Origin of the sequence: Paenarthrobacter sp. C1, from assembly GCF_049315185.1 — a bacterium.
Lineage (GTDB): Bacteria > Actinomycetota > Actinomycetes > Actinomycetales > Micrococcaceae > Arthrobacter > Arthrobacter nicotinovorans.
The window spans coordinates 3,487,154-3,509,366 of record NZ_CP186052.1; the positions used below are offsets into that span (position 1 = coordinate 3,487,154).

A 22,213-nucleotide genomic window follows, 5' to 3' on the forward strand; every position below is an offset into this window, starting at 1 on the left:
CTGTACCCGGCCAAAGCCGAATGAGATAACGAGACTACCTCCGTTGCTCCGAGACATCAAATTACGGGGCTTGCCCGGGGCGTATAGCCTTGCACCATGAGTCAAGCACACCCGGAGAACTGGCCTGTACTGATCATCAAGGGCGCTTTGGACGCCGAGCTCCTCAGGGATTTCAGGGCACTCACCGCCGCGGCGGAGGAGTCCGACGGGAACCCGCCCCTGTCCGAGCAGACCCTGGTGATGCTGCGTGGTGCCGACGGCGGCGATCATTCCGTCGTGTCTTTCGCACTGTATGCGCCGATCGAAGGCTCAGACCCGGCAACGGCAGAAGACCTGGCGGGAATCGCCGTCGTCGTTGACGCGCCGGACGCCAGCGGAGTGCTGGAACTGGCCGTCCACCCCAGTTACCGGAACCAGGGGGTGGCCGGACGGCTGTTGGACGCCCTGCAGAAGGAACGGAGCCTTGAAGGCCTCAGCGCCTGGTCGCACGGCGGCCACGAGGCCGCTGCGCAGTTGGCCACCCGTTTCGGTTACGGGCCGGTACGCGAACTGTGGAAGATGCGGCTGATGTCGTCGACATCCGCACTGCCCGACGCCGCCCTCCCGGACGGCGTTTCGCTGCGCGCCTTCGTGCCGGGCCAGGACGAGCAGGCGTGGCTGGCCGCCAACCGCGCCGCTTTTTCCCACCACCCCGAACAAGGTTCCATGACACTCGAGGACCTCGAGGCCCGGAAAGCAGAAGACTGGTTCGATCCCGAAGGCTTCTTCCTGGCCGTCAACGACGCAGACGAACTCCTGGGATTCCACTGGACCAAGGTCCACCCCCGGCAAGGGCCGCACCCGGCAATCGGCGAGGTGTACGTGGTGGGCGTTACTCCGGCTGCACAGGGTTCGGGGCTCGGCAAAGCCTTGACTGTTGCCGGAATCAAACACCTCCAGGATCAGGGCCTCCACGCCGTGATGCTGTACGTGGACGCCGACAACCAGGCTGCTGTGGCCCTATACCAGAAACTGGGATTCGTCCGCTGGGACACCGATGTGATGTACGGTCCGTTAACGAAAAATTAACCTGGCGCGATCACCGCAGGGAAAGGCGGCGGCTCATTGGATTCGGACACCGCGATTGCTTGTAATGTGGGAGGAAACCCAGTCCTGAGCTTAGGAGAGCCCCATGCAGCCGGACCCCGTCGGCATCGCCGGATCCACCTCTAAGGGGGCGACACTGCCTCCGCGCTTCGGATCCTCTGAAGTGCCGGCCTCGCGGGCCACCCAGGACCGCATCGATATTCCCGAATTCGCGCCGAGCCTGGAACCCGAAGGCGACATCTCCCCGGACCGCTTCCTGGACCGGGAGCTCAGCTGGCTTGCCTTCAACTCCCGCGTGCTGGAGCTTGCCGAGGATCCCGATCTGTTCCTGCTGGAGCGCGTCAACTTCCTCTCGATCTTCGCTTCCAACCTGGATGAGTTCTTCATGGTCCGCGTGGCCGGCCTAAAGCGCCGTATCGCCACCGGACTGGCTGTCCCCTCCCCCGCGGGGCTCAGCCCCATCGAGGTGCTGGAGCAGATCGGTGAAGAGGCCCACAAGCTGCAGGAACGCCACGCCCGCGTTTTTGCCGAGCAAATCCGGCCGGCCCTGGCCTACGAACACATCCACCTCATGCATTGGCATGAGCTGGATGAGGATGCCCGGCAGCGGATCAGCGTCATGTTCCAGGAGAAGGTCTTCCCCATCCTGACTCCCCTCGCCGTGGATCCTGCCCACCCCTTCCCGTACATTTCGGGCCTCTCCCTGAACCTGGCCGTGATCGTCAGCAACCCGATCAGTGACAAGGAGCTCTTCGCCCGCGTCAAGGTTCCGGACCAGTTGCCCCGCCTGATCTCCGTGGACGGGCCTCGCGCAGGTGCCATTCCCGGCCGCGTTGCCCGGTTCATCGCTTTGGAAGAAGTCATCGCTGTCCACTTGGACAAGCTCTTCCCCGGCATGGAGGTCCTGGAACACCACACCTTCCGGGTGACCCGCAACGAGGACCTGGAAGTTGAAGAGGACGACGCCGAGAACCTCCTGCAGGCTTTGGAGAAGGAACTGCTGCGACGCCGTTTTGGCCCTCCCGTGCGTTTGGAAGTCACCACGGACATCAACCCGAACATCAAGGCCCTGCTCATCAGGGAACTGGGTGTTGAGGAGTCCGAGGTGTACTCCGTACCCGCGCCGCTGGACCTGCGGGGGCTCTCCGCGATCAGTGGCATAGACCGTGCCGATCTCCACTACCCGAAACACGTCCCGCACACATCCCGCTACCTCAACGAGTCCGAGACCTCCAAGGCGGCGAATGTCTTCGCGGCAATGCGCCGCAGGGACATCCTGTTGCACCACCCCTACGACTCCTTCTCCACCTCGGTCCAGGCGTTCCTCGAACAGGCCGCAGCGGATCCCAAGGTCCAGGCCATCAAGCAGACTCTTTACCGGACGTCCGGTGACTCCCCGATCGTGGACGCGCTGATCGATGCTGCAGAGGCCGGCAAGCAGGTTCTGGCCCTGGTGGAGATCAAGGCCCGTTTCGATGAGCAAGCCAACATTTCCTGGGCGCGCAAGCTGGAACAGGCCGGTGTCCATGTTGTGTACGGCATCGTCGGCCTGAAAACCCACTGCAAGCTGTCCCTGGTGGTTCGCCAGGAAGTGGATGGCCTCCGCCGCTACTGCCACATTGGCACGGGCAACTACCACCCGCGCACGGCCCGCTACTACGAAGACCTCGGTTTGCTGACCGCCAACGAGCAGGTGGGCGAAGACCTTTCCAAGCTCTTCAACCAGCTGTCCGGCTATGCGCCGAAGTCCACCTTCAAGAGGCTGCTGGTGGCACCGCGCTCCGTCCGGGCCGGCCTTGTGGAGCGGATTGAAACTGAAATCCGCAACGCCCGTGCCGGCATTCCCGGCCTGGTGCAGATCAAGGTCAATTCCATGGTTGACGAAGCCATCATCGACGCCCTGTACCGCGCGTCCCAGGCGGGCGTGAAGGTGGACGTCGTGGTTCGTGGCATTTGCTCCCTCCGCCCCGGTGTTCCCGGCCTCAGCGAGAACATCACGGTCAGGTCCATCCTTGGCCGCTTCCTTGAACACTCGCGGGTGTTCGCCTTCGGCAACGGCGGCGATCCCGTGGTGTACATCGGTTCCGCCGATATGATGCACCGCAACCTGGACCGCCGCGTGGAGGCCCTGGTGCAGCTGTCCAGCAAGGAGGACATCACTACGGTCATGGATCTGATGCGCCGCTATGTTGACGACGGAACGGCCAGCTGGCACTTGGATAACCAAGGGCACTGGACCAGGCACCACCTGGATGCCGATGGCAAGCCGTTGCTGGACATGCAGTCCTGGCTGTTGGAGTCGCGTTCGCGCCAGCGTGCGTCGGCACGGAGGTAAGGAAGATTTGAACAGCGATACCCCCGTGGAGGATCAGACAGACCACCCCGGCGAGCCGGTAGCCGTTGTCGCTGCCGGCGCCATCCCGTGGCGCCTCAACAAGGGCGCCTTGGAGGTTCTGTTGATCCACCGGCCCCGCTATGACGATTGGTCATGGCCCAAGGGAAAGCTCGACGCCGGCGAAACGGTTCCGGAATGCGCTGCCCGTGAAGTGTGGGAAGAGATTGGCCTGCGGGCACCGCTGGGCATTCCCCTCCCGGCCATCCACTATCACGTGTCGGCGGGCCTCAAGGTGGTCCAGTATTGGGCCGCCAAAGTCAACGGTGAACCGCTCCGTCCCGATGGCAAGGAAGTGGACAGCGTGATGTGGTGCAGCCCTGACCGGGCGGCGTCATTCCTCAGCAATCCCACGGACGTAAAACCCTTGGAATATCTGGAGAAGGCACACGTCCGGGGTGAACTCGACACGTGGCCTTTGATCCTGATCCGTCATGCAAAAGCCAAGCCGCGATCGTCCTGGACCAAGGCCGAGGGCGACCGTCCTTTGGCGGCCACTGGCCAGCGGCAGGCCATTGCGGTGCAGCGCCTTCTTGACGTCTGGAAACCGCAGCGCCTGGTGACCAGTCCATGGACCCGCTGTGTGGCAACCATAGCGCCCTATGCGAAAGCGTCGGGGGCGAAGGTCAAGTTGGTGGAGGCGCTCACCGAGCACCACCATCAGCGTTCTCCGAAAAAGACGGCTGCAGCCATCGAGGCCTTGTTCGACAAGCAACTGCCCATAGCCGTTTGCACGCACAGGCCCGCCCTGCCTACCGCACTGAAGCAACTGGGGCAGCACATGCCCCAAAACCTGCGCGCAGTCCTCCCCTCCGCGGATCCCTTTCTTTCGCCGGGTGAGGTCATCGTGTGCCAGGTAGCGCGGGGATCCGAGCGGAAGATAGTTTCCGTGGAGCAGGTCAAGCCTTTCGACGACTAGGTACCGGCACGGTTGACTCCCACGTCTTTGTATCAAATACTTGACACAATGTTTCTAAGACTTGGGGGTCTTTGCCGTGTCCTTTGATGTGCCGCCGTTGCTTTTGGTGGGGCCCGTCGTGGGCGCCGTCTTGGTGTACCTGTTCCTGCGGGTACAAGTGTGGTCCAAGCCGGATGCCACCTCTGTGGCATCACACGGCCTGTGGGTCGGCATCATTGGCTGGATGGCCAGCTCCCTGCAAGGAGCCATGAGCGCGGGGGTGATCCGGGCCAGTCCGACCTCATCAAATGCGCCCTTCACCTCGGAAGACCTCCTGGCGGCCCTGGCTTGGCCGATCGCCGCGTCTTTGGTGGTCCATGCCTTGGGCCAGTGGAGCTACCCGGCCCCCAAATCCCCGCAAAGGTACGCTGAACTCACCGTCCGCAGGATCCGCGATTTCCTCCCGGCGAAACTCGCCTGGACAACAGTCGTGATCGTTGCCTATGCCGGTACCGCCATAGTCTCGATTGCAGCCCTGCCCGCTCACGCTCCGGTGCGTCCCGTCCCCGCTTCCCCATCATCAATAGGAACGACGGTCTACACAGGCCAGGGCCAGGATGGAAGGATCGCGGGTTCGGAACTTGCCGGGTGGCTTGGTGGCGCCTTAGTGGTTTTGGTTGCAGGGACCTGGCTCGTCCTGGTACTCATCGCACGACGGCGCCAACTGGAGACGCTAAGCAGCGACGACAACCGCACGCTTCGAGCCATTGCAGCCAACAGGCTGCTGCGGACCGTTGCCACCATCGCCGCAGGCCTCGCCAGCATCGCGGGAAATTTTGCCGCCCTCCCGACGCCTGGGGCAACGTGGCAATCGTCGTGGTTCAACGTTTTGGGTCTTGTCAACATGGCTGTGCTGCTGGTCATGTGGTGGTGGAAGGTGCCGGTCCTTCCTTCGCTTCAGGCATCGGCGAAAGCCATCAGCGGCACTGCTCTCCGCGCCGATCCCCGCACCCACGGCGCAGCAAAACTCAGCGTTTCCCTCGGAGCGGTCCTGGGAGTCGCTGCCGTCTTGCCGCTTGTGACACTGGTGTTCTGGTTCGGTTTCATTCCGGTAGAAGGCCAGCGCTCCCTTGCCCCGGCGATTGTCGTCACCGTGTCTGCCGTCCTGGTCCTGCTCACCATTGCCGCAGGCGAGTTACTGATCGCCCGCAACTATGGCCACCCGGAGGTGCCCCTCGGTTGGCCGCGGCAGCCGGTGTCCAAGGGGTTGCTCACCTTCAGCATTGTTTCGGCCACGGTCTTTGCGGTAACGCTCGTCCTTACAGGTACAGGCCAATCACTCCTGGTCGGCCCACCCGCCTGGCCCGCCAACCTCTTTCTCACGATGGGGGTCGGACTGATGGGCGCTGCCGCGATCCTGGCCACGCGCCGTCGTCGAGGTCTTCCCGAAGTGGGGGACGAGAGCGGGCTTGATGCCGCACTGCGCGCCATTTCGATGTACCGGATTGTCCGAACCCTGGCAGCCTTCCTTCTGGCACAGTCAGCGGTGATGATGCTTGGCAACGCCGAAGCATGGGGAACATTGTTCCCGGCTTTCAATCAGCTGGGACCGAGTCCTGTGTACATGACAGGAGTCGTTGTAGCAGTCATTGCCGTCGTCGTCGCGGTTACGCCTGTCCGGAGCCTTTTCCGGGCGATTCCCAGGGGCACCGAACCCAAGCAGAACCAGCCGACGCCATGACCGCCGGAATCTCCATCGACCTCGCAGACCCGGTTCCGCCCTACGAACAGATCCGCCGGCAGCTCAGCTCCCTGATCGCCGTCGGGGTCCTGGAACCTGGAAACCGCCTGCCAACAGTGCGCAGCCTGGCCGCGGACCTCGGCATCGCCGCAGGGACGGTAGCGCGTGCCTACAAGGAACTTGAGCTGTCCGGCGTCATCGAATCACGACGCCGGAACGGCACTGTCGTCGTCGGGCCGCCTCGGGCGCCGCACCGCGTGGCGGGCGGAGACGCTGCGGTGATCGCCGCCGTCGACGGCTTGATCCTGGCCGCCCGCGACGCGGGTGTGGGTGACGCAACGCTCATTGATCTTCTTCGTGGACGGCTGGCGGTTAATGGGCACGGTACAAGTAAGCTTGAACCGTGATTCCCACCCCGTATGAAGACCTCCTGCGCGACGTCATGGCCAACGGCACACACAAATCGGACCGCACCGGCACCGGAACGCGCAGCGTTTTCGGCCGCCAGCTGAGGTTCGATCTCGCCGGGAGCTTCCCTCTCATCACCACCAAGCGGGTCCATTTCAAGTCCGTGGCCGTGGAACTGCTGTGGTTCCTGCGCGGGGATTCGAATGTGAAGTGGATGCAGGACCAGGGAGTGACCATCTGGGACGAGTGGGCGGACGCGGACGGCGAACTCGGCCCCGTCTACGGCGTGCAGTGGCGCAGCTGGCCCACGCCCGACGGCGGCCACATCGACCAGATCTCCGAAGTGATGAAGAGCCTCGCCGCGAACCCGGACTCCCGGCGCCACATCGTCTCCGCATGGAATGTTTCCGAACTCAAGGACATGGCGCTGCCGCCGTGCCACGCGTTCTTCCAGTTTTACGTTGCCGACGGCAAGCTCTCCTGCCAGTTGTACCAGCGCTCGGCCGACACTTTCCTGGGTGTCCCCTTCAACATCGCCTCCTACGCGCTCCTGACGCTCATGGTGGCCCAGCAGCTTGGCCTCGAACCCGGCGAATTCGTGTGGACCGGGGGCGACGTCCACGTCTACGACAACCATGTGGAGCAGGTCGCGGAGCAGCTGAGCCGTGAACCGTACGAGTACCCGCAGCTGAAGATCCTCCGCAAGCCGGACTCCATCTTCGACTACACCGTTGACGACTTCGAGGTGGTCGGCTACCGCCACCACCCCACCATCAAGGCACCGATCGCGGTATGAGCGCTCCTTCCTCCGAGGATCCGGCCCAGCTTCCCGGCGTCATCTTCACTCAGGAAACCGCTGCCAGAATGACCGGCATCGGCATGATTTGGGCGCAGACCAAGTCCGGCGTCATCGGCAAGGACGGGACCATGCCGTGGCAGCTGCCTGAAGACATGAAGCACTTCAGCCGGATCACCACCGGGCACCCCGTCATCATGGGCCGGCGGACCTGGGAATCATTCCCGGAAAAGTACCGTCCCCTTCCGGGCCGCACCAACATCGTGGTGACCCGCAACGAAAAGTGGGCATCCACGCCCGAGGCCCAGGGCGCCGTCGTGGTTTCCTCCCTGGACGAGGCACTGCTGGAATCCCAGTTTGCACCCGGAGGCCAGAAGGTGTGGATTGTCGGCGGTGGCGACATCTACCGCCAGTCCATGGGTATCGCCAACCTGGCGGTCATCACCATCATCGACACCGATGTGGAGGGTGACACCTACGCGCCCGAACTCGGCGATGACTGGACCTTTGACACCATGGCGCCCGCCGAAGGGTGGCTCACCGCCAAGAACGGCACCAACTACCGGTTCACTACATGGCGCCGGAACGCAAGCCAGAAAAGCCAGGAAGACTAAGCATGCTGAAAAAACCCGAAACCCTGTTCGTACTGGGCTACATGCTGCTGCCGCTCTTCGCCCTGCTCTCAGCCATTGTTGGCCTGACCATGATCCTGGGCGGCAACAAGATCGTTGGAATCATCGTCCTGGTGGTCGTGACGCAGGTGTTCACCTTCGGTGCTTTCTTTGCCCTGCGCAAGCGCAAGGCCGCCCTGCTGCAGGAGTCGGACGCACTGCCGGCTCCCCGCGACTGAGTCAGCAGCATCACTGTGGCGGGTGCCGGCGTCGTGCTTCGCGTGCGTGACGTAACCAACAGCGGCACTTTGCTTCGAAAGTTTAGACTTGGTGAATGACTACAGCAGCTAATCCGTCCGTTGGACTGGTCGGTTGGCGTGGCATGGTCGGCTCAGTCCTGATGCAGCGCATGCAGGAAGAGAACGACTTCGCCAACATCAACCCGGTATTTTTCTCCACCTCGAACGCAGGAGGTGCCGCCCCGTCCTTTGCAGAGGGGGCAGGCAAGCTCGAGGACGCGTTCGATATTGAGACGCTTGCCAAGCTGCCGATTATTGTCACCGCGCAGGGCGGCGACTACACCAAGCAGGTCCATGGTGAACTCCGTAGCCGCGGCTGGGACGGCCTCTGGATCGACGCTGCCTCCACCCTGCGCATGAACGATGACTCGATCATCGTGCTGGACCCCATCAACCGCGACGTCATCGACGCCGGACTCTCCGGCGGCGTGAAGGACTTCATCGGCGGAAACTGTACGGTCTCCTGCATGCTCATGGGCCTCGGCGGCCTGTTCAAGAACAACCTCGTGGAGTGGGGCACGTCCATGACGTACCAGGCCGCTTCCGGCGGTGGCGCGCGCCATATGCGCGAACTCCTCAACCAGTTCGGCACGCTCAACAACGAGGTCAGCAGCGAACTGGACGACCCGGCATCGGCCATCCTGGAGATCGACCGCAAGGTGCTTGCCACCCAGCGCACCGGGGTTGACGCCACGCAGTTCGGCGTGCCGCTCGCGGGCTCGCTGATTCCCTGGATCGACGCCGACCTCGGCAACGGCCAGTCCAAGGAAGAGTGGAAGGCCGGCGTCGAGACCAACAAGATCCTCGGCACCGGAACCGGAACCGCGGGCAAGGACCACATCGCCATGGACGGCCTGTGCATCCGCATCGGAGCCATGCGTTCCCACTCCCAGGCCCTCACGCTGAAGCTGCGCGAAGACCTGTCTGTGACGGAGATCGAAAACCTCCTGGCCAAGGACAACGAGTGGGCCAAGGTTGTTCCGAACACCAAGGAAGCCTCCATGGCAGACCTGACCCCGGTTGCGGCATCAGGCACGCTGGACATCCCCGTGGGCCGTATCCGCAAGCTCGAAATGGGTCCGGAATACATCAGCGCCTTCACCGTGGGCGATCAGCTCCTGTGGGGCGCAGCCGAGCCCCTGCGCCGCATGCTCAACATTGTGACGGGCAAGCTCTAACCCAGGCATTGCCACGTCCCTAGCCCGCTGTTCCGTTGTTGCCCTGCAACGGAACAGCGGGTTTTCGACGTTCTGGCCTCGACAAGGCAGTCTTCACTTGCCGTTCCACTTCCCACGGCCTGCCGAGATCCTGCCACTCGATTCGGATAACGTCCCAGCCCAATGCATTGAGTGCTTTCTCACGTCTCCGTTCCTGAAAGACCACCTCGTCAGTGGGCGCATAGTCGAAGTACTTGGTACGGCCGTCGAACTCGAGAATAACTTTGCTGTCCGGCCATCCGAAGTCTCCGCGGTAGCGACCGATGGGAGTATCGACTTCGAGCTGAAGCACGGCTTCCGGGATTCCCAGCCTCTCCAAAAGAGCACGCGTCCGGGTCTCGCCCACAGATTCGGAACGGCCATCCATTGCGTCCAGCACCCGCCGCAAGCGTCGAGCGCCTCTCGTGATCCGGCCCCCGTCCACATAAGCCTGAATCAACACCGGATCCGCCCCTCTGCGAAGGGCTTGGTCTGCGACCACCAGTGCCCGTTCGAATTCCAGGGTCCGGGCACAATCGACGACAGTGCGCTCCAGGCTCGTCACTCTGGCGGGTCGCCCCCAAGGAGTCAGGATCTCAACAATCTCGGCAGCTTCCAGCGCTGCACCATGTGCCCGTACATCCTCCCCGGAACTTGTCTGGGCCGGCGAGAACGGCGTGGTGACGTGCACCAGGGGCCCACCATCCCACGGTGCGCATCCATGCAGGCGCGCGGCACTGGCATGGCTGTAAAGAATGGCCGAGCGCGAACTAAGCTGGTGTGCTTGGATTCTCAGCAGGTCCTGCTCCCAGGGAGGTCGGCGACGCCAGTCTGAGCTTCGGGCGTATGCGCCCCGTCTTACCCGAATAAGCTTGCCGGAGCGCACACCCGCTGTCAGCACGCGGGCGCCCAAGCCTTTTCCTGCGAGGTCCGACGTAACAGCAATGGTGCTGTCAGGCCAATTGGCGGCTATTAGTGCATCCAGTTTTCGCGATTGCATGCATTCATCGTGAGTTGGTCCAGGATGTCAGGACATCCCATTTCCGCCGTATGTGGACAAGTGCCGCATCAAACCATGCCCGCGCGGAGACGGCCCTTGGCGCGCAGCCCCTAATAACGTCGCGGACCCGCAACAACGTCGTTGGGCTGCAACGAAACAGCGGGCCGACAACGACTTTGAGGCGTAGCGAGCAGGTCAGCCGGCCATGAACTTCAGGTAGGCCCGGCCCTGTGCCTGGAACGACCGTTCCGCCGCCGGCCCCAACGTCCCCGAGAACGGCTCAGGCTCGACTCCGATGGTCTTGCCACTCGCCGTCCTCGCCCAAGTCCCGATCACTTCACCCCCGGAGACGATGATCCGCTTGAACACGCCATTCTTTCCCGGGACCACCAACTCCGCGAATTCAGGGGCAAGGACCAGGCTCCGGTCCTGGTAGCCGAGCAGGTATTCGTCGAACCCGGGAAGAGCCAGCAATGAGCGCGAGCCGGGGACGCCGTCGTCGAGCATTGCAGCTGACTCCGGCGAGAGCCAGTAGCTGGTGCCGCCGGACTCCAGCTCAACCAGGCCGTCCCGGACTGTATCGAGGGCAGCCCGCGCCTCCTTCAAGGGGATCTGGCTCCACCACGAGAAATCCTTGATGGTGGCCGGCCCGCGACTCCTCAGATAGCGGAAGAGCAACTCAGCTATGCCTTGCTCCCTGTCCAGCTCCCGTGACTGGTGGATCCATTCATCGAAAGGCACAAACAGCTGCTGCACGCCCACCTTGCCGTTGGACACCGCCATGGGCCCCTGAACCAGCCATGCACGCTGGCAGAGGCTGCCGAGCAGGTGGATGCCGCGTTGGGCTTTGGTGAGCTGGCCGGCCTCCTCGAACGCGAGGAAAAGCTGCTCGCGGCTTGCGCCCGGCGCGCCTTCGGTTTTGAGCGTGTCGAAAGTTGTGAAGGCGATGTCCCGGCAGTGGGCTATGTCGTCGGGCGTGATGGCAAGTTCCCGGTGGCGCCCGGCCACCATGTTCATCAAGCGGCCACTGGTGATGCCCAGGATCCAACGGAGGTCCTCTGGTGCCAGCAGATGCAACGTGCCGCGCATCGGCCACGAACGCACCACCGTCCCGGCGTCGAGGGCCGCCCGGACGTCGGAGGCCGCAATACCGGGAACCCGCTGCCCCACCGCCCACAGCGCAGCGCCAAGGTCCTGTGCCTGCATGGCGGTCATCCAACGGACGGCATCGGGGACGCTCGGAAGGCCGTTACCCAACAGGCCTTGGGCAGCGAGCCGCAAGCGGCCCAGGACGCGCGGGGTGAGGGGTGCAGGCATGCTTCATCCTAAAAGGACCGGCAGGTACAGGGAACCTTGCCGCGCCTCCCAGCCGTCACCCAGCAGCGGCTCCTAGGATGAATTCATGCTTTTTGGTGATCTCGCTCCGTTTGTGCGGCCGTTGAGCCGGTGGTTGGCAACCGCCGGCTGGTTCTGCACGCTCGTGGGACTTGGCTCCGGGCTGATCGTGGCGGTGGGAACGGGAGTAAGCCTCTCCCCCTCCATGCAAGCCATCCAGACCGTCAGCTTGGTGGCAACCGCTGCGGCGGCGCTGCTGATCGGAACGGCAGCGGCCAGCCAGCCCCTTGCGGATCGCCACGACGACGCCCCGGAACCCTGGTACTACCCCGCCGCGGCAGCGCAGGTCCGCAGCTTCCTCCTCGGAGCGATCGTGCTGCTGCTCGGCTTGGTGGGATTCGCCACGGCCGGCGTGTTCATGCCCAGCGGCCCGTCGCCGCAAAGCATCGCGTTCAGCCAGATCTTCCTGTTGGGATCGGTCAGCTGCGGACTCACGTTCCTGCTGCTCAACAAGGTGCTGCCAATCGCCGAACGCCGCACACGCTAGCCCACACGCGCCGAGGGGCGGGATCTCAACCCTAAGCCACGCCCTATACACCCGAAAGCTTGCCCCTCGCGGGAACACGCGAGGGGATTAGAGGCTGGCGCCGATCAGCAGCGGCTCCGGGTGCAGTTCAATGCCGAAGCGTTCGACGACGCCGGCCCTCACCTCGCGCGCGATGGCGAGCATATCCTCCGTGGAGGCCGAGCCTCGGTTGGTGATGGCCAGGGTGTGCTTGGTGGACAGGGAAGCCCTCCCCCCGGAAACGCTGGTCTCCTCCAGCCCGAAGCCCTTGCCGAATCCGGCCTGGTCGATCAGCCACGCAGCGGAGAGTTTCACCAGGCCGTCTGAACCGGCCGGATACTTGGGGGAATTCTCCGGCAGCCCTGCCGCCTGGTCGGCGGGGACAATGGGGTTGGTGAAGAAGGAACCCGTGGAGTAGGTGTCGCGATCGGACGCGTCCAGGACCATGCCCTTGGATCCCCGGAGCCGCAGGACTTCCCGGCGGACGTCGTTCGAGTAGGCACGCTTGCCTGCCTCTACGCCCAGCGCCCGGGCCAATTCCGCGTAGCGGACCGGGGCGCTCATCCGGCCCAACGGCAGCTGGAACTCCACGGTCAGGACCACGTAGCGCGGGGATCCCTCAACAGTGGTTTGCTTCAGGATTGAGTCACGGTAGCCGAACTTCAGCTCGGAATTGGTGAAGGTCTGGACAGCGTTGCGCTCCCGGTCCCACGTCCGGACCGCGGCAATGGTTTGTGACACGTCCGCGCCGTACGCGCCAACGTTCTGCACCGGGGTGGCGCCCGTGGCACCCGGGATGCCGGACAACGCCTCCAAGCCTGACCACGCGTGCAGCACGGAATATTCCACCAGCGCATCCCAGTTGTGGCCCGCCTGGACCACCACGGAGACACCGCCGCAGCTGTCCTCGGAGTTCACGGTAAAGCCCTCGGAAGCGATTTTTACCACGGTGCCGGGGAAACCGTCGTCGGAGATCAGCAGATTGGACCCGCCGCCAATGATCAGGAGTTTCTCCCCCGCGGCGTCTGCCGAGCGGACGGCGTCGATGATTTCGGCTTCGGTGCGGGCTTCAATGTAGTTCCCTGCGGGGCCGCCGACGGCAGCTGTGGTCAAGTCTGAAAGAAGCATCTGGGTCACCAATCAAGCCTAACGGGCATCGGCCGGCTCCACCGACGAGGCCTTTTGCTTGCCCGCCAGGGGTGCCAGGAAGAAACTGACCACCAACAGCGCCAGAGGGGCCAGCAGCGAATGGAGGATGCCGAAGTGCTCTGCCAGCAATCCAAGGAGCGGAGGACCACACAGGAACGCCCCGTAGCCGATGGTTGACACTACGGAGACGCGGGCGGCGGCATGAACGGGATCATCGGCGGCAGCAGACATTCCGACGGGGAAGCCCAACGAAGCGCCCAGTCCCCACACCGCCAGCGCAACGAACGCAAGCCACGGAACCGGCGAAAACACGAAAAGCGCAAGACCCACGACGGCGGTGGCCGAGCACCAGCGCATCACCAGCACCCGCCCGAACCGGTCGAGGATGACTGTCCCCGTGAAGCGGCCGATGGTCATGAACGTCACGAACACCCCGTAACCTACGGCGCCCGCTGCGTCGCTTTGGCCGTGCCCGTCTGCCAGTGCCAGAGCCACCCAGTCACCCGCCGCACCCTCAGCCAAAGCCAGGCCAAGGACAAGGACTCCGATCAGCAGCGTCCGGCGGTCACGCCATGCGAGGGCCACAAGCCGTTTGTTGTCCAGCGGTGCGGTTGCCTTGCCGCCCTCTTGGCCGGCCGGCGTTGGAGTAATAACAGGCAGCGGGCCCGTGGAGGGGTCCCGGAAGGTATCGGTCTCGTGGGGGCTGAATTTAGTGGTGGCTTGGGCGGTCTTTTCCGATCGGAACCAGAAGCCGGCAGTCACCACCGAGGCCGTCACCACGAAGCCGGAAATCAGGAAGTGCCAGAACACCGGCATGTGCACGGCAGCTGCCCAGGCCCCGAAGCCCGCCGCAGCCACGGTTCCCAGGCTGAACGCGCCGTGCAGGTGCGGCATGATGTGCCGTTCAAGTTCGCGTTCAAGCGCCGCACCCTCGACATTGGACGCAGTATTCCAACTTGCCGTACCCAGGCCGAGGACCACCAGTCCTGCGGCAACCACCAACGGATTGGCGGCAAGCGAGGTCCCGATGCCGACCACAATCAGCCCCGCCCCCACCATGCAGCTGCCGATTCTCGTGGTGAGCTTGGGACCGAGCCGAAGCACGATGAGGCCCGAGGCTGAAATCGAGATGAAGGACGCCACCGTCATGCACATCAGCAGCAGCCCGATGCCGCCCGGAGTCAGGTCCAGGCCGTCCCGGATGGCCGGCAGCCGGGACACCCAGGTAGCGAAGGCCACCCCGCTGGCAGCATAGGACGCCAGAACAGCGGCGCGCCACCGCAACATCGCAGTCGCAGTGGCGCTCGGTTTGCTGCCGTGTGGGGTGGTGTTCTGTTGGTTCAAGAGACCTTCACAACCGCCTGCGACTTCATGAGGACTTTCTGTCCGGCCGCTACCACGGTGAGGTCGATGCGGGCGGTGCGGGCATCGGCGTCGAGCGCTCCCACCACGCCGGTGACGTCAATGACAGCGCCGGCCTCATCCGTGCCGGTTGTGTCGGCGACCAGGACCGGCTTGGTGAAGCGCGTCTGGTAGTCGACGACGGCGGCAGGGTCGCCTGCCCAGTCGCTCACCAACTGGACTGCGGCGCCCATGGTGAACATGCCGTGGGCGATGACGCCCGGGAGTTCCACGGAAGTAGCGAACGCTTCGTTCCAGTGGATGGGGTTGAAGTCCCCCGACGCTCCTGCGTACTTCACCAGGTCCTGGCGGGTGACGGGAATGCTCCGCGTGCCGATCTCCTGGCCAACGCTGAGTTCTTCGAATGTGTGGCTCATGGTTACTGTCCCTCTCCGCGGACCAAAATGGACGAGGTGGTGGTGGCGACCTTCTCGCCGGCTTCCGTGGAGATTTCGGAGCGTGTGGTGATCATCGCTCCCCCACCCATGGCCCGGACGCCGTCGACATGCAGCTCGGCTACCAGACGGTCGCCGGCAACGATCGCGCGGTGGTGCGTGAACCGCTGGTCGGCGTGGACCACCCGGGAGAAGTCGATGCCCGATTCGGGATCCTCAACCAGTTGGGCATCGGCACGTTGGGCGACAATAATGGCGAACGTTGGCGGTGCCACGAGGTCGCTGTGGCCCAGGGCCTTTGCTGCCTCAACATCGAAGTGCGCCGGGTTGGTGGCCTTCACGGCCTTGGCGAACTCGCGGATTTTTTCACGGCCGACGTCGTAAACCTCTGCGGCAGGGTAGCTGCGGCCCTGCAGGTCCGGATTGATACTCATGGTCCAACCCTATCGGGCGGCGGCTTCCCGGGCAGCGTGAAAACCGCGGGCACGCTACTTCTTGTAGCTCTTGCGGATCTTGTGGCCCCGGACCACCATTCCGGTGACGTGCAGGATCAAGCCGACACCGATCACGGGCAAAGAGGCCATGGCCAGCGCCTGGTTCCCTGTGGTGTTCCCAACAATGGACAGGATGAGTCCCACAGCGATCAGCCCCATGGCGCTGAAAACCAGCGCTTTGTAGGAGGTGGAGGCGGTGGCCCAGAATTGTTCTAGCACCGTCCAAGTCTAGCGGGGTGGGTGCGAGGGGTTGGCTTTCAAGGGAAAGAAGCGCTTTTTAGGGTCGGGATGTCGCCCCTCGCCGCAACGGGAGGTCAGAAGAGCGAGTCCTGCAAGGCCGGGATCTCGGTAGTGTGCGGACCGAATTCGATCTTGCGGCCCTTCAAGGCGCCCAGGTCGGCAACGAAGCTGCCCTCGACCTCGTTGCCTGCAGCGTCCGGCAGGCCCGCCAAGGCGATCGCCCCGGACAGTGAGTGGATCCGCAGACCGTGCCCGCCGTCGTCGAACGTTGCCGGGTAGCGGTGACGCACGCCGCCGGGACGGACAGTGCAGAGGGTGTCGGCCAGGGCGGGCCTGTCCCACTCTTCCTCCACAACGGCAAAACCGGTCATGGCCAGCCCGCCGAGCAAGCTGCGCACGCGCCCGGCGTGCTGCCGGTTCACGGCTGAAAGCTCGACGGCGTCGCGCGGCTCCACGAGTCCGGCCACCTTGGCAGCGGAACGGACCTGCTGCACGAGGCCGAGCTCGCGGGTCACAAGGTCCTCCAGGACCCGGACAACACGGCCATCTTCGGCATGGGCCACGTAGGAAGCGTGAACCGCTCCCTGCTCCGCGAGCCTGTTCCATTTGCGCGGCGCCGACGCGGTACCGATTTTGGTAGCCCCGTTCGCGAAGGTAGCCACGTAGAGCCAATGCGGTTGCATCAGGTACGCGCGGAGGCCCGTGGGAACGGAGCCGCCCCGGTGGAAGTCGTGCATCAGCCGGGAATCATCGCGGGCGAAGCAGGTCCCGCATTGCTTGCCCCGTTCAGCAGGAGAGCCACTGGGGCAGGGAACGTGCGTGCGCTCTCCCGGGCCGTGGACTTTGCTGTGGCCCAGGCACCACAAACCCGGGGAAACGCGCAGGCCCAGGGCTGAGCCCCGGGCCAACGCAACATCAGTGAACTCCGACTCCGGCGACCAAAGCCGCAACGCCGCAGAGGACGAGTCCCAAACGACTCCGTGGACGAGCATATCTACCTGACCGGCATGCCTACAGCGAAGGCTGGACTCCGAAGGCGACGGCGAGCTTCATGATCTTCTCGGCGCGGCCCAGGCGCGGGAGGTCGGAGCCGTCGCGGATCACGCGGCCGTTGGCTTCGAAGTCGTTCATGAAGTCGGTGGCCCAGGCGACGTCGGACGGCGTGGGGCTGATGACCTCGTTGATCACAGTGGTCTGGTCAATGGCCAGGCAAAGCTTGCCGGTCATGCCCATGGTCACGGTGATGCCGGTCTGCTCGCGCAGGATGGGGTGGTTGGTGCCGACGGTGGGGCCATCGATCGGTCCCGGCAGGTTGCCGACGCGGCTGGCGACGACGAGCTTGGCCCGCGGGTACGCCATGGCTTCCGGGGTGGCCGCCATGCCGGTGTCGCGGCGGAAGTCGCCCGAACCGAACGCGAGCCGGAATGCTCCCTGCGCACGGGCAATGTTGTTGGCTTCCTCGATGCCGAGGGCGGACTCAACCAGCGGAATAACGGGAGTCTTGCCGTCCATACGGTGGTAGGACTCGGTGACCTGGTCGGCGGACTCGGTCTTGGCCAGCATCACGCCGAGCAAGCCGGGAGTTCCGCGCAGTCCTGCGAGGTCGTCGGCCCAGAACTTGCTGGTGGCATCGTTGATGCGGACCCAGGCCTGGCCACCTGCGGTCAGCCAGTTCACCACGTTCTCGCGTGCAGCGTCCTTCTGGGACGGGTCCACGGCGTCTTCGATGTCAAGAATGATGGCGTCAGCGCGCGAACCCGCGGATTCGTCGAAAAGCTCCGTTTTCATCGCGTTCACAAGAAGCCATGAGCGGGCGATGTCGGCGGGAATGTTGCGGGTGGGCCGAATGGATTCGGCGGCGATGCTAGACGTCATGTATCTACCGTATCTGCCCTGCCGCCCGCTAGGCGAAGAATTCGGCCTCCTTGTGAGGATCAATACGAACTAAACCCCATATGACTGTGGAGTCCCGCAGTATGAACGTCCGACGGCGGTCCGCGCCAGTCATTTCAGGCGCACCTGTCGCTGTTGTTCACGGGACTCAATACGGCGTCTTTGAGTCCTCCGATTGCCGGACGTGGCTCAGGATTTCGCCCCGTTTCGGGCTGTTTCGCAGCGTTTCCGGGCGTTACCGCGCCACTTCCCACACGCCGTCGCCATGGGCTTTCATCGTTCCCAAGCCGTTGCGCAAGGTCCCCGGCCATTGCGTTAGCCGGCTCACCCGACACCCAACCCAACCCACCCCAACCCATCGAAAGTAGCTCCCATGAAACTGCATCTGCCCCTCCTGAGCGTCGCGGCCGCCGTCGTACTAGCGCTGACGGTGAGCGGCTGCGGCGGTGCAGCCGAAGCCGGACAAGGCGGCCAGCCTGGCAACGAAGTCAAAGATCTTCGGTACCAGGGCTCGGCCAACAACGTGACTTTCCCCGAACTGGCGGCAGACCTCGGATACCTGGGCGACCTGAAACTCGACTGGGTGGGTAACACCACCAGCGGTCCCCAGGACATCCAGTCCGCTGCGACGAACCAGACAGACTTCGGCGGCGCTTTCTCCGGCGCGGTAGTCAAGCTGATCGAGGCCGGAGCCCCCGTCAAGGCTGTGGTCAACTACTACGGTTCGGATGAGAAAACCTTCAGCGGCTACTACGTCAAGGCGGACAGCTCCATCAAGGAACCCCGTGACCTGATCGGAAAAAAGATCGCGGTCAACACCCTTGGCGCCCACCATGAAGCCGTCATCAACAGCTACCTGACCAAGAACGGCCTGAGCCAGGACGAGATCAAGCAGGTCCAGCTGGTTCCTTTGGCCCCCAACGACACGGAAGAAGCAATCCGCCGCGGACAGGTGGATGCTGGCACCCTGGGCGGTGTCCTCCAGGACCGGGCCATTGAGGCCGGCGGCCTGCGGTCCCTGTTCAGCGATGTTGGACTTTTCGGCAACTTCGCCGGCGGCCAGATCGTCCTCCGCAGCGACTTCATTGAAAAGAACCCGAACACCACACGCACCTTCACCACGGGCGTTGCCAAGGCCATCAAGTGGGCTGCGGAAACACCGCGTGATGAAGTCATTGCCCGGTTCACCAAGATCATCGAAAGTCGCGGACGCAACGAAAGCACGGCAAACCTGAAGTTCTGGAAGAGCCCCGGCGTGCCGGATGCAGGCGTGATCCAGGACCAGGACGTCACGCGGTGGGAGGCGTGGCTGAACTCGGCCGGAATCGTCAAGGACAAGCTGACGCCGTCCAAGTACTACACCAACGACTTCAACGATCTCGCCGCTGCGAAGAAGGGATGACCATGACCGCGAAGATCAGCCTCAGGAACGTCAGCAAACAATTTACGGTCCGGGCCTCGAAGTCCACTCCCGCGACGACGCTCACAGCCATCGATTCCCTCAGCCTGGATGTCCGCGACGGCGAATTCCTCACCTTGGTGGGGCCCAGCGGTTCGGGCAAGACCACACTTCTGGACCTGCTTGCCGGGCTTTCCACGCCCACCTCGGGAGAGGTATTGGTGGACGGCAAGGCAGTGACCGGACCGGGCAAGGACCGGGCCGTGGTGTTCCAGCAGTACGCGTTGTTCCCTTGGCGCACGGCCTCGGCCAACGTGTCGATCGGGCTTGAAGGAGCCGGCCCGGATGGCAGGAAACTGAATCGCCGTGAGCGCGCCGCGAAAGCCAGCGAGTACCTGGCGCTGGTGGGCCTGGCGGGCTTCGAGGACCGCTACCCGCACGAGCTGTCCGGCGGCATGAAGCAGCGTGTAGCCATCGCCCGGAGCCTGGCCTACGAGCCGGATGTGCTGCTGATGGATGAGCCGTTCGCAGCCCTGGACGCGCAGACCCGCGAGCAACTCCAGGACGAGCTCCTCAGGATCTGGAAGGCCACGGGCAAGACGATCGTGTTCATCACCCACGGCATCGACGAAGCCGTGTACCTCGGCGAGCGCGTTGCCGTGCTCAGCGCCCGCCCGGGACGCCTCAAGGAAATCGTGGACATCGATATCCCGGACCGGGAGGGCGACGAGGACATCCGTTCCCACCCCGCATTCGTGGAGCACCGCCATCAGGTATGGACCCTGCTGCACGACGAAGTCCGCCGGGCACAGGACGCGGGCCACCGCAAGATCCTGCCCGACGGCAGCGCCCCTGACGAACCCGCCACCATCCCCGAAAGGAGCGCAGCCTGATGACCACCACGCTTACGCAAAAAGAAGCGGCACCCCAGGCCGGCGTTGTGGCCGGTGCGAGGACCGCCGTCGCACCTTCCCGCACGCAGGACCCCCACACAGAACGTTCGACGCCGGCAGCCGGCCGGGTCCGGCGGGTCACCGCGGCGCTGGGCTCGGGCTTGTGGAAGTCCGCAGCGATCGTGGCGTTCCTGGCGCTGTGGGAGCTGGGGCCGACGTACCTGGCGAGTCCATCGACGCGGGTGTTCCTGCCTCCGCTGCATGAGGTCCTGCTGGCGTGGGGAAAGCTGTTCGAATCCGGGACCATCCAGGGCCATATCGCGGCCAGCCTGACCCGCTCGGTAGCCGGCTTCGGCGCGGCCCTGGTGGCGGGCGTTTCGCTGGGCCTCCTCATCGCCTGGTACGGACGACTGAACTCGGTGCTGAACCCTTTGCTGGAGCTGTTCAGGAACACGGCAGCGCTGGCCTTGCTGCCGGTGTTCACGCTGCTGCTGGGCATTGGCGAGGAATCCAAGATCAGCATCGTGGCGTACGCTGCGTTCTTCCCGGTCCTCCTGAACACGATCGCCGGTGTGAAGACCGTGGACCCGCTGCTGATCAGGGCTGCACGGTCGCTGGGGCTCAACAGCTTCCGGCTGTTCCAGAAGGTCATCCTTCCCTCTGCCGTTCCCACGATCTTCACGGGCATCCGCATGGCCGGCACCGCGTCCATCCTGGTCCTGATTGCTGCTGAAATGGTGGGCGCCAAGGCCGGTTTGGGCTACCTGATCGTGAACGCGCAGAGCAGCTTCCTGATCCCGGACATGTACGCGGGCATCCTCACGGTGTCCTTGCTGGGACTCGGCGCGAACTTCCTGCTGGTCGGACTTGAACGGCACTTCTCCCGTTGGCGGACCGCCGTGGGCGCCGCAGCTTCCTAGAAACCACCCCCGCGGCATCCGCCGCAACCATCACAATAAGTAAGGAAACAGAACCATGACCGTCATTACCGAAACCAAGCTCGAATTCGCCAAACTCGGTTCACGCATCGGCGCCGAAATCCGCGGGCTGGACATCAGCGGAGACCTCAGCGAGGACACTGTTGCGCAGATCCGGGCAGCGCTCAACGAACACAAGGCGCTGGTGTTCCGGGAGGCGAACATCCTCAGCGATGAGGCACAGGTGAAGTTCGCTTCGCACTTCGGCCCGCTCACCAAGGCGCACCCGACAGTGGCATCGGTGGAGGGCGAAGAGAACGTCCTTCCCGTGGACAGCGAGAACGGCTCGGCCAACAACTGGCACACGGACGTCACTTTCGTGGTCAACCCGCCGCAGGCTTCCACGTTGCGCAGCATCGACCTGCCCGCCTATGGCGGCGAGACCCTGATCGCGTCCTCGGCCGGCGCGTACCAGGACCTCCCCGATGAGCTGCGCACCTTCGCCGATTCCCTGTGGGCCATCCACACCAACGATTACGACTACTCGGTGCCCAAGAACCTGGAACACCAGAACGCCGAGGAACGCCGCAAGGAATTCACCCGGTTGAAGTTCGAGACGGCCCACCCTGTAGTGCGGGTCCACCCTTTGACCGGCGAGCGCGGATTGTTCATTGGGGGCTTCGCGCAACGGCTCAGGATCGTGGGCTTGTCCAACACCGAGTCGAAGGACATCATCCGTCTGCTGCAGGCGTATGTGACACGTCCGGAGAACGTGGTCCGGGTGAATTGGGAGCCGAACCAGGTGGTCCTGTTCGATAACCGCATCACACAGCACTACGCACCGGACAACTACGACGGCCAGCCGCGCAAGCTCAACCGGGTGACCATTGCCGGTGACATCCCGCTCAGCATCGAAGGCAAGCCGAGCCAGGCGCTCCAGGGCGACTCAAGCACGTACTCCGTAGTCGCTCCGGTGGCTGCGCCTGCCGTTTCGTAGGGGCCTGTATGTGTTGCTGTTTTAACCCGGCTGAGTCGCAGTCGGGATCGTTCCGAACGCCGGGAACGATCCCGGTTGCGACTCAGTCCGGGTTAAGGTCAGTCCGGG

23 protein-coding genes are annotated in these 22,213 nt (G+C 64.0%); 14 read left to right on the top strand and 9 right to left on the bottom strand.

The genetic code is table 11. From position 1 onward, the window contains the following. Positions 1-96 precede the first annotated feature (96 nt). From mshD to asd, 9 genes are all read left to right on the top strand, one after another. Positions 97-1,068, top strand: coding sequence for a mycothiol synthase (gene mshD, locus ACNAOU_RS16320; RefSeq protein WP_039242424.1), 972 nt, complete (start codon positions 97-99; stop codon positions 1,066-1,068). Between the two features lie 103 nt (positions 1,069-1,171). Next, entirely contained in the window at positions 1,172-3,421 is a 2,250-nt protein-coding gene (locus tag ACNAOU_RS16325) for an RNA degradosome polyphosphate kinase (protein WP_018776720.1), read from the top strand. Between the two features lie 7 nt (positions 3,422-3,428). Next, complete coding sequence (locus tag ACNAOU_RS16330) at positions 3,429-4,397, top strand: NUDIX hydrolase (RefSeq protein WP_039242427.1); 969 nt, start codon at positions 3,429-3,431, stop codon at positions 4,395-4,397. A 76-nt stretch (positions 4,398-4,473) separates the two neighbouring features. Further along, positions 4,474-6,117: a hypothetical protein gene (locus ACNAOU_RS16335; RefSeq protein ID WP_422757232.1), complete on the top strand. Its 1,644-nt coding sequence runs from the start codon at positions 4,474-4,476 to the stop codon at positions 6,115-6,117. Further along, positions 6,114-6,524, top strand: coding sequence for a GntR family transcriptional regulator (locus ACNAOU_RS16340; RefSeq protein WP_064721582.1), 411 nt, complete (start codon positions 6,114-6,116; stop codon positions 6,522-6,524). Before ACNAOU_RS16335 ends, ACNAOU_RS16340 begins: the two co-directional genes overlap by 4 nt. A 35-nt stretch (positions 6,525-6,559) precedes the next feature. After that, entirely contained in the window at positions 6,560-7,321 is a 762-nt protein-coding gene (locus ACNAOU_RS16345; protein WP_052247255.1) for a thymidylate synthase, read from the top strand. After that, the gene (locus tag ACNAOU_RS16350; RefSeq protein WP_079580765.1) at positions 7,318-7,935 is read left to right on the top strand and encodes a dihydrofolate reductase; all 618 of its coding nucleotides are present in this window, start codon (positions 7,318-7,320) and stop codon (positions 7,933-7,935) included. The genes ACNAOU_RS16345 and ACNAOU_RS16350 overlap by 4 nt, the downstream gene beginning before the upstream one ends. Positions 7,936-7,937: 2 nt before the next feature. Continuing rightward, complete coding sequence (locus tag ACNAOU_RS16355) at positions 7,938-8,171, top strand: NF038396 family protein (protein ID WP_018776726.1); 234 nt, start codon at positions 7,938-7,940, stop codon at positions 8,169-8,171. A 95-nt stretch (positions 8,172-8,266) separates the two neighbouring features. Beyond that, on the top strand, positions 8,267-9,409 hold the full coding sequence (gene asd, locus ACNAOU_RS16360) for an aspartate-semialdehyde dehydrogenase (RefSeq protein ID WP_055971632.1): 1,143 nt from the start codon (positions 8,267-8,269) through the stop codon (positions 9,407-9,409). 19 nt (positions 9,410-9,428) lie between these two features. On the opposite strand, the gene ACNAOU_RS16365 is transcribed toward asd, so the two are convergent. Beyond that, positions 9,429-10,118, bottom strand: a complete 690-nt coding sequence (locus ACNAOU_RS16365; RefSeq protein WP_235503006.1) for a DUF559 domain-containing protein — start codon at positions 10,116-10,118, stop codon at positions 9,429-9,431. 504 nt (positions 10,119-10,622) lie between these two features. Further along, on the bottom strand, positions 10,623-11,744 hold the full coding sequence (locus tag ACNAOU_RS16370) for a winged helix DNA-binding domain-containing protein (RefSeq protein WP_422757233.1): 1,122 nt from the start codon (positions 11,742-11,744) through the stop codon (positions 10,623-10,625). Positions 11,745-11,829: 85 nt separating this feature from the next. Between ACNAOU_RS16370 and ACNAOU_RS16375 the strand changes: the two genes are divergently transcribed. Beyond that, entirely contained in the window at positions 11,830-12,309 is a 480-nt protein-coding gene (locus ACNAOU_RS16375) for a hypothetical protein (protein ID WP_018776729.1), read from the top strand. An 87-nt stretch (positions 12,310-12,396) separates the two neighbouring features. Here ACNAOU_RS16375 and ACNAOU_RS16380 read toward each other — a convergent pair whose 3' ends face one another. From ACNAOU_RS16380 to ACNAOU_RS16410, 7 genes are all read right to left on the bottom strand, one after another. After that, positions 12,397-13,464, bottom strand: coding sequence for a UDP-N-acetylmuramate dehydrogenase (locus tag ACNAOU_RS16380; protein ID WP_422757234.1), 1,068 nt, complete (start codon positions 13,462-13,464; stop codon positions 12,397-12,399). Positions 13,465-13,473: 9 nt separating this feature from the next. Beyond that, complete coding sequence (locus tag ACNAOU_RS16385) at positions 13,474-14,763, bottom strand: MFS transporter (RefSeq protein ID WP_018776731.1); 1,290 nt, start codon at positions 14,761-14,763, stop codon at positions 13,474-13,476. 53 nt (positions 14,764-14,816) lie between these two features. Then, on the bottom strand, positions 14,817-15,254 hold the full coding sequence (locus ACNAOU_RS16390; protein ID WP_018776732.1) for a MaoC family dehydratase: 438 nt from the start codon (positions 15,252-15,254) through the stop codon (positions 14,817-14,819). A gap of 2 nt (positions 15,255-15,256) precedes the next feature. Next, positions 15,257-15,706 carry a MaoC family dehydratase N-terminal domain-containing protein gene (locus ACNAOU_RS16395; RefSeq protein WP_018776733.1) on the bottom strand — a complete coding sequence of 150 codons (450 nt, stop codon included), beginning with the start codon at positions 15,704-15,706 and terminating at the stop codon, positions 15,257-15,259. A 54-nt stretch (positions 15,707-15,760) separates the two neighbouring features. Beyond that, entirely contained in the window at positions 15,761-15,985 is a 225-nt protein-coding gene (locus tag ACNAOU_RS16400; protein WP_422757235.1) for a DUF3188 domain-containing protein, read from the bottom strand. A 95-nt stretch (positions 15,986-16,080) separates the two neighbouring features. Beyond that, positions 16,081-16,998 (bottom strand): DUF2797 domain-containing protein, encoded by a 918-nt coding sequence (locus tag ACNAOU_RS16405; protein ID WP_055971621.1) that lies wholly within the window; start codon positions 16,996-16,998, stop codon positions 16,081-16,083. A gap of 19 nt (positions 16,999-17,017) precedes the next feature. Next, positions 17,018-17,881, bottom strand: coding sequence for an HpcH/HpaI aldolase/citrate lyase family protein (locus ACNAOU_RS16410; RefSeq protein WP_018776736.1), 864 nt, complete (start codon positions 17,879-17,881; stop codon positions 17,018-17,020). Between the two features lie 391 nt (positions 17,882-18,272). Between ACNAOU_RS16410 and ACNAOU_RS16415 the strand changes: the two genes are divergently transcribed. From ACNAOU_RS16415 to ACNAOU_RS16430, 4 genes are read left to right on the top strand one after another with little or no spacing between them, the layout of a single operon-like run. Further along, positions 18,273-19,301, top strand: a complete 1,029-nt coding sequence (locus ACNAOU_RS16415) for an ABC transporter substrate-binding protein (protein ID WP_422757236.1) — start codon at positions 18,273-18,275, stop codon at positions 19,299-19,301. Between the two features lie 2 nt (positions 19,302-19,303). Continuing rightward, the gene (locus tag ACNAOU_RS16420; protein ID WP_354626933.1) at positions 19,304-20,191 is read left to right on the top strand and encodes an ABC transporter ATP-binding protein; all 888 of its coding nucleotides are present in this window, start codon (positions 19,304-19,306) and stop codon (positions 20,189-20,191) included. After that, positions 20,191-21,111 carry an ABC transporter permease gene (locus tag ACNAOU_RS16425; RefSeq protein WP_422757237.1) on the top strand — a complete coding sequence of 307 codons (921 nt, stop codon included), beginning with the start codon at positions 20,191-20,193 and terminating at the stop codon, positions 21,109-21,111. The genes ACNAOU_RS16420 and ACNAOU_RS16425 overlap by 1 nt, the downstream gene beginning before the upstream one ends. A 55-nt stretch (positions 21,112-21,166) precedes the next feature. Then, entirely contained in the window at positions 21,167-22,105 is a 939-nt protein-coding gene (locus tag ACNAOU_RS16430; RefSeq protein ID WP_110503818.1) for a TauD/TfdA dioxygenase family protein, read from the top strand. Positions 22,106-22,213: the final 108 nt, after the last annotated feature.